Origin of the sequence: Bacillus sp. 220_BSPC (assembly GCF_001054655.1) — a bacterium.
GTDB classification, from domain to species: domain Bacteria; phylum Bacillota; class Bacilli; order Bacillales; family DSM-1321; genus Peribacillus; species Peribacillus frigoritolerans.
On sequence record NZ_JVPL01000244.1, the window covers coordinates 1 to 7,785 of the forward strand.

At 39.2% G+C, this 7,785-nt stretch carries 6 protein-coding genes and 1 pseudogene; all 7 read right to left on the reverse strand.

Annotation, left to right across the window (positions count from 1 at the left end; translation table 11 throughout):
* Window positions 1-807 precede the first annotated feature (807 nt).
* Complete coding sequence (locus ADA55_RS19195) at window positions 808-2,268, reverse strand: DHA2 family efflux MFS transporter permease subunit (RefSeq protein ID WP_375792925.1); 1,461 nt, start codon at window positions 2,266-2,268, stop codon at window positions 808-810.
* A 15-nt stretch (window positions 2,269-2,283) separates the two neighbouring features.
* Window positions 2,284-3,024 carry an oxygen-insensitive NADPH nitroreductase gene (gene nfsA, locus ADA55_RS19200; RefSeq protein ID WP_048686821.1) on the reverse strand — a complete coding sequence of 247 codons (741 nt, stop codon included), beginning with the start codon at window positions 3,022-3,024 and terminating at the stop codon, window positions 2,284-2,286.
* Between the two features lie 29 nt (window positions 3,025-3,053).
* Entirely contained in the window at window positions 3,054-4,367 is a 1,314-nt protein-coding gene (locus ADA55_RS19205; protein WP_226990509.1) for an NtaA/DmoA family FMN-dependent monooxygenase, read from the reverse strand.
* Between the two features lie 296 nt (window positions 4,368-4,663).
* Window positions 4,664-5,089 carry a MarR family winged helix-turn-helix transcriptional regulator gene (locus ADA55_RS19210; RefSeq protein WP_048686824.1) on the reverse strand — a complete coding sequence of 142 codons (426 nt, stop codon included), beginning with the start codon at window positions 5,087-5,089 and terminating at the stop codon, window positions 4,664-4,666.
* A gap of 499 nt (window positions 5,090-5,588) precedes the next feature.
* Window positions 5,589-6,602: a zinc-dependent alcohol dehydrogenase family protein gene (locus tag ADA55_RS19215; protein WP_048686827.1), complete on the reverse strand. Its 1,014-nt coding sequence runs from the start codon at window positions 6,600-6,602 to the stop codon at window positions 5,589-5,591.
* Window positions 6,603-6,788: 186 nt separating this feature from the next.
* Window positions 6,789-7,091 carry an ArsR/SmtB family transcription factor gene (locus tag ADA55_RS19220; protein WP_048686829.1) on the reverse strand — a complete coding sequence of 101 codons (303 nt, stop codon included), beginning with the start codon at window positions 7,089-7,091 and terminating at the stop codon, window positions 6,789-6,791.
* Between the two features lie 502 nt (window positions 7,092-7,593).
* Window positions 7,594-7,785, reverse strand: a pseudogene (locus ADA55_RS30695) (IS110 family transposase); the annotation flags it as partial.

Here is a 7,785-nt window from a genome sequence, read left to right on the forward strand (position 1 = left end):
TTTATTGAAAAATGTTGACAAACTATTGGCTGGTTTAGTTTAAGTACATTCTTTCACAAACTTGTTAATTTTAGTGTTACTGCTATCTTTTTTCAATCGCCATACGTAAGTTCGAGATGACTCCAAGGAACAATATTAACGAACAAACCGTTTTTTCAAAAGGTGTTCCAAACAATTGTTGTATAAACCCAAAAGACCAAAGTATAACAAAAAACCAGCATATAACTGTTATTCCTCTTTTGTATGTATATAGTATATTTCTGCCAACAATCAGCGTAAATACTCCTCCAATAATAGAAGTAATGATATTGATAATAGATATTGGTAGCTGCGTAGCGAAGGATTCAGAGCGTCCGCCATTAACCCATGTGAATGGAATAATGCCGTTAATAATTAGAACATGGATTGAGATAGTCAAAGAGTAAAAAATAATCCCCATAAATACAGCAGTTTTCATATTAATTTTTCTAAGTTTCTCTAATATAAAATCACCTCATTTCTTCCTATTATCATTTTATTTAATCTAGTAAGGTACTATTCCTATATGATTTTCCATATGATACGTTTTTTGTGCTCAAACCCCCTCCGAATAAAATATAGGCTTAGGTATTCTAGTTAAACTAACCTCCCTATAGCTAAACAAAAAAGAGCATTGATCCATCTTGTATCAATGCCCCCCTTTTGTTTAAGATAATTATTCACAATTGGCATATCCGGTTGATACCAGCTCAACTGACACCCAATTTCCCCATCCATTTAGTGTAAACATTCTTAATAGATACAGACAAGGGATTCGCTAACAAAACATCAATGTGTCGGATGCACCGCTTCGCGGCTGACTACGACGCGGCGGATGAAGAACGCTATGACCACGCCAATCAGTGCTATGATCATCGTGAACAAGAACACGTTTTGTGATCCAGCCGTCATCGCGTTTGCAACTTCGGCCTGTGTGGCCGGATCGGAGGAGCCGTGCAAGTATTTCTCAATACCACCCGTAAGGATACTGATTGCGACCGCTGTTCCAATTGCGCCCACGACCTGCTGCAGTGTGTTCATGACTGCCGTGCCGTGCGGGTATAACTCCGGCGGCAATTGATTTAGCCCATTCGTTTGAGCAGGCATCCATATCATGCCTACCCCAACCATGAGCCCGATATGCAAAGCCACGATAAAGGCCACTGAAGAAGCAGGAGATAGGGTAGTAAAGAACCATAACATGACTGCAACGATCACGAGGCCGGGAATAACGAGCCATTTCGGCCCATATTTATCGAACAAGTGCCCCATACGCGGGGAGAGGATACCGTTCAGCGCGCTGCCCGGCAAAAGCATGAGTCCCGCAGTGAACACAGACAGTCCTGCACCCGTCTGCAGAAACATCGGCAGGATAATCATGCTCGACATAATGATTAACATACACGTCAGTACCAGAAGCAGCCCAACGACGTACATTGGGTACTTGAAAACGCCCAGATTCATCATCGGATCTCTCATAACGTTCTGCCGCAGTATGAACAGCACCAGTGCTACGAGCCCAACAATGATTGAAGTTACCACAACTGCGCTGCCCCATCCTTCAGATCCTTCGCCTGCCTTACTGAAGCCGAAGACAACTCCTCCAAAGCCGAGCGTTGACAATGCAATAGACAGCAGATCTATCCGGGGCTTCGTGACATCGGTGACATTTTCCAAATACTTCAGCCCTACCAACAACCCAATAACCAGGAACGGCAGTGAGAACCAGAAGATATAATGCCATGTTAAATACTCTATTAATAGACCGCCTATGGTCGGGCCGGTTGCTGGCGCAAACATGATAACAAGTCCAACGAAGCCCATCGCCGCCCCCCGCTTTTCCGGCGGGTATATGACAAGAATAGTATTGAACATGAGCGGCAGCAATAATGCCATGCCTGCCGCCTGTAAAACTCGAGCGAACATCAACATTTCAAAATTGAACGCGAGCGCCGCAATGAGTGTACCTAGAATTAAGCTTATGAGCGAACCTGTGAACAGCTGTCTCGTTGTAAACCTCTGCAGCAGAAGTCCGCTTATCGGCATTAAAATGCCAAGAGTCAGCAAGAACCCAGTTGTTAACCATTGTGCAGTTGCGGCCGAAATTTCGAATACTTCCATTAAATTAGTCATTGCTATATTTAGAGCGGTCTCGCTAAACATGCCCACAAAACCGCAGATAAGCAGCGATACCAAGATGGCACGCGTATTGTATTGCTTCTTCATTTCTATGTCTCCTTGTAAATCAATTTAATTAATAACGGTTTATTTTTTAGCAAATCCTTGTTTGTTTAAATACTCAAGCATGAAGGGCTGTTTGCTTCTTTCAAGATGATCCTCAATATGATTTTTCCATCCCTTTACTTTCTTCACTGTGAAAGGCGCTTTAACAGGACGATTTTGGTAATATTCACGCATCTGTTGGTCATAAGTTGCTAATTTTTCTTCATCGAGTGGCTGGTACTGATTATCAAACATTATCATCGATTGAGGCAAGCGTGGTTTTAGTCCAGGTTTCTCTCCAGCAGGATGGCCTATGCATAGACCAACTAAAGGGACCACATACTTTGGTAAATTCAGTACCTCTGTTAATTCTGTAATATTAAGCCTTACTCCACCGATATATACACCACCTAGTCCCAATGATTCAGCTGCCGTTAAAGCATTTTGAGCCATTAGCCCAGCATCAAATGATCCAATTAAAAGGTATTCCATATAGTCAAGATCTACCTTAGGAGCAATCTGGTGGTTTCGGTTAAAATCAGCACAAAAAATCCAAAACTCAGCAGCTTCTTCAATATAAGGTTGATTGGCAGATAGTTGTGTCACCTTTTTGCGAAGATCTGGATCAGTAATTCTAATGATAGAAACGACCTGTAAAAGGCTGAAGGACGAAGTTTGATTAGCTGCCTTAAATATTACATCCCGTTGTTCCTCTGTCAGTGGTTGATTTGTGTAAGATCGAACGGACGTATGATTATGAAGCAATTCAAGGGTATTATTCATTTGAATTCTCTCCTCTATTAATTATTTTATTATTTCAGCCTTCCATATTGATAAGGAACTCCCATATTCTCTCGGAGTGTTTTTCCTTCATACTCCCTGTGGAACAAACCGCGGTCTTGTAAAATCGGGACAACCAGGTCCACAAAATCAGCAACTCCATCATAGGCTATATCTGGAACAACCGAGAAGCCATCACAGGCACCGGCCAAAAACCATTCTTCCAAGAAGTCAGCAACTTGTACGGGTGTACCTGCAACTACTGGATGATAGTTAATGACCCCGTGTGCAAGAACATCTCGAATGGTTAGCCCTTGTTTCAGCAACTTTAAAGCTCTTATAGAACGTGGATCCATTGGGTTAGCATAGGCATTTTTCAACATGTCAGTCGCTAAAGGTTGATCAATATCTACCAAACCTATCGATAGTGGTAAACCAACCATAGAACCAAGGTATCTAACCCTACTTGGAATCTCCTCAGGATTAAAACTCATAAGCTGTCTTCTTCGTTCCAAAGCTTCTTCTTCTGTTGAGGCTAGGGAAAACATAAAACCTGCATACATCTTGATATCATCAGGATTTCGGCCAAAACGGGTAGCACTTTGTCGAAGCGCTTGCCTGTGTTCACGAGCAGACTCTATATCAAAAGGATTTGCATAAACACCAGAAGCATAGCTCCCCGCTAATTCCAATCCTTCACTCCCCCCACCTGCTTGGAAAATAACTGGCTGACCTTGCTCAGAAGGGGGGATTGGCAAAGGACCACGAGATGCATAATACTGCCCTTCAAGATTGATAGGCTTAATTTTGTCCATGTCAGCAAATTTCCCTCCTTCTACATCTAACGTCCAAGCGTCTGTATCCCAACTCCCCCACAAAGCTTGGACAATTTGTATGGATTCATGAGCCATGCCATATCGTTCTTTGCGACTGGCAATCTGAGCACCAAAATTTGCTGCAGCTAATGGATCGGATGTTGTGACCGCATTCCACCCTACACGCCCATGACTTATAACATCCAGTGCTTTGAACTGACGTGCTATGTTATATGGATAATTGAATGTCGCTGAGAGGGTAGCAACAAGTCCAATATGTTTCGTCTCTCTGGCTACAGCCATTAGTGCTAACATAGGATCCATAGGGAACATTGGAGTCTGGGGACCTAAGTCGTTGGATAATGCAGGAGTATCCGCAATGAAAATCATTTGAAATTTTCCTTTTTCAGCTAATTTAGCCCGCTCCACATAACTATCCATATTTGTATAAGCTGCTGGGTCGGTGCCAGGTATTCTCCAAGCGCTGAATTCGGCTCCGTATCCCGAAACCATTTGTAGTGCTAGTTGCATCTCTTTTCTTTTCATATATTTCTTCTCCTTTATTTTTAATAAGCTACAAGTTAGTAAAAGAGCCGCAGTAAACTATTTCTAATTAGATTTCAAAAGATCTGAAAAACACAATATATTTAGTTTACTAACTAATTTGAAACATTTTAGCAAGTATGGATATCATATCTTCAGCTAGAAGCATACTCTTCAGTGGATTCCAATCACCTTTTCCTAATTAAGCAAAAAAATATAGGACTATTTAATAGTTAGGTTGCTAAATAAATACTTAGCATGCTAAATATAAACATAGAGAAAACTTAGAACAAGTTTCTCTCCATTCGCTTCATAAGATCCCTTAAGATTAAGCGTTCTTCCGGTAAGATTGAATGGAGTAATCTTTCTTGCTGCTGCTTCCATTTGAACTCAACCGGTTTCTCTAATTCTTTGCCTTTGTCCGTTAGATAAATTCGCATAACCCTTGCATCTTGTTTATCACGTTTACGGTAAATAAATCCGTTTTGCTCCAACGATTTTACCATATTTGTGACCGTGGGCGGTTCACATTTTAAATGTTCACTTAGTTGCATTTGTGTTACCCCATCACCTGACCACAGACGAGAGAGTAAATTATCTTGGCCTACATAAAGATTAAGTTCTCTTAGACTTTCACTATAATCTCGACGCATTTGAAATGAAATTTTATCTAATGACTGACGAATATCGCAATCAACGTTTTCATTCATAGATATGCCTCCAACACTAAAATCATTTAGCAAGCTAACTATATCACGATTAAAATTTAGTTGTCAATTTAAGAGCTCCTCACATTTTATTTTCGGCTGTAACTATCATAAACGGTGGGCAAATATGATTTTATTTCTGTTTACGTTACGTGTATTATTCCATCAGCCTAATGTACAATGAATTGTGTGAAATGTAATATTATTTTATTACAATATGTGAAAAACCTTCATCACACTATTTTTACAGTTTGTTCAAGGAAGATAATTGCTGCACTGTAATTGTCTACTACGTACTAAGAGTGGTGGACTCTTTCTTCAACTAATCTCACCCGTTAGTGGAACAAGAAAAAGGGTTGCCTCAGTGACCCTTTGTTTAACTCTAGCACCAGTTAATTTAAGTACATTCCTTCACATTCTAATATTCCGGCTTTTTTTATAAACAATAAAAGCCTTGGAAAATACCCGAGGACTTTTGTATTTTAGTTGTTAAAAATTTTCTTTACTCAGAAACTTTTATTACAATTTTACCAAATGCCCCTTTATACAGGTGTTTATACGCATCAAGGGCTTCATCAAATGAGTACACCGTATCAATGACAGGTCTAATATCAAGCTCATCAAAAGCTCTAATCATATCCTCAAAAGCTCTACGATGTCCTACGTTAATCCCCTGGATATGAGCTTGTTTTGCTAATAATGAGAATACATTCACTTCTGCCATCATACTTTCCAAGAAACCAATAATATAAATATGACCTTGAAGAGCAAGAGCTTCAATTGAACGGTTAATACTTTGACCACCAACTACTTCTAGAATATGGTTTACACCTTTACCTTCAGTAATTTTTAATACTTCTTTTTCCCAATCTGGAGTCTCTGCATAGTTTATAACCTCTTTTGCACCCAGTGCTTTTACTCTTTCTAATTTTTCGTTGCTGCTGCTTGTTGCAATAACTTTTGCTCCTAGTGCTGAAGCAATTTGAACAGCGTATACTGAAACTCCTCCAGTTCCTTGAACAAGCACCGTATCTCCTGCTTTTATTTTTCCATATTCAACCAACGAAAACCAAACAGTAAATGCAGCAATAGGAAGTGTTGAAGCTTCCTCATCAGTCAAGGTAGCTGGTGTCATTACAGTTGCGTCCTCATTAAGCAGCATGTATTCTGCTAACCCGCCATTTTTTGGTCCTCCTAAAGCATGAGCACCATCATCTTTATTTGGAGTACCATCCTTCCATTTAGTAAACATATGAGAAGTTACACGGTCGCCTTTTTTAAACTTTGTTACCTCTGAACCTACTTTTACTACTTCCCCAGATGCATCCGATACAGGTACGAATGGTTGTGTCATTAGATGCGGCAAATAAACCCCATCAACAATTGCTTTATCACGAAAGTTAAGTGAAACAGCCTTTACACGAACAAGAAGTTGTTTCGGTCCAGGTTCTGGTGTAGGTAAATCCACCAATTTTAAATTTTCTAATCCAACGCCTTGTCTTTGCCATGCTTTCATGAGCTCAAATCCTCTCTTCACATATAATTTTATTTGTTAACAAGGAAATTATCCTAAATCACATTTTCCAAATGCACATATTAAGAATTGTCGATATGTTTTGATAAAAAATATATAAACATATTAAGAATTGTCGATATGTTAGATGGTAAGAACAACTAAATTCTTATCCGAATTTAGTTGTTCTTACAGGTCTGTTTGAATGTATAAACCAAGATTTTTTATGGCTTCCTCATCCCTTTTATAGTAAGTCCATTTACCAATTCTTGTTGCCTTTATTAAACCAGCTCTTTGTAACGTTGATAGGTATTGGGAAGCAGTAGATTGTGTCATGTTTAACTTTTCTGTTATTTGACTAACACACACACCAACTTCTATCAAATCAATTCCATCTTGTGGTCCAAAATGAGCAGTAGGGTCTTTAAGCCATTCTAAAATCTGTAATCGAGCCTCATTTGAAAGTGATTTAAATATATTTACCTTGTCCATACACACATTATAAATCGATAAAGTTCGATTTGTCAATTCAATTGAATTTTATAACTAAAAGCTTTTTTGTAAACTTATTTTTTCTTCAACTATCCTCCCTCCCTCAATAAACTAAACACAATCTCACGATTGCTTTAAAATTCTTAGGATTTCATAGTCATATCATTAACCGTTATCTATGTAAGCTCGGCATTACTCCTCTAGGATAGGGATTTATCGAAAAAAGTGTATGCTAAACTAGCCAATCATAGGAAAAAATTGGTTTAAGCAATGTTATGATCGCACTTTAGGATATCCACATGTCTCATGGAGGTCAACCCTCCCATATCTCACAGAGTCGATGCTCCTACATTCCTTCGTTCAACCTTTCCATGAGGTGGATGTCGGTCACGCTGCCCCACAGGATCTAAGTCCTCACGTTAGTTGCTTTGCCGACTAATCCGTGCTTCACTTTTAAATGAGTGTTAATTAAATGACCGTGTAACCATAAAAATCCGATGAACTATGCGACTGATTCATGTGCTACAAATGTTGCCATATGAGGGATATCCTTTAACATCTTGTCTTCTTGAAACGTAAATTGTTTTTTACCGATTGAAAACAGAATTCGAATAAGCTTGTTACACAAGGCTATCAGAGATTGCATTTTTTTTAATGGATTCTGAGCACGTGTTGTGTAATATAGATGAAGAGC

Coding starts and splice junctions, on each gene's coding strand:
- nfsA (WP_048686821.1), bottom strand. CDS start 3,024: ATGAATAATACCCTTGAATTGCTTCATAATCATACGTCCGTTCGATCT.
- ADA55_RS19205 (WP_226990509.1), bottom strand. CDS start 4,367: ATGCAACTAGCACTACAAATGGTTTCGGGATACGGAGCCGAATTCAGC.
- ADA55_RS19210 (WP_048686824.1), bottom strand. CDS start 5,089: ATGAATGAAAACGTTGATTGCGATATTCGTCAGTCATTAGATAAAATT.
- ADA55_RS19215 (WP_048686827.1), bottom strand. CDS start 6,602: ATGAAAGCATGGCAAAGACAAGGCGTTGGATTAGAAAATTTAAAATTG.
- ADA55_RS19220 (WP_048686829.1), bottom strand. CDS start 7,091: ATGGACAAGGTAAATATATTTAAATCACTTTCAAATGAGGCTCGATTA.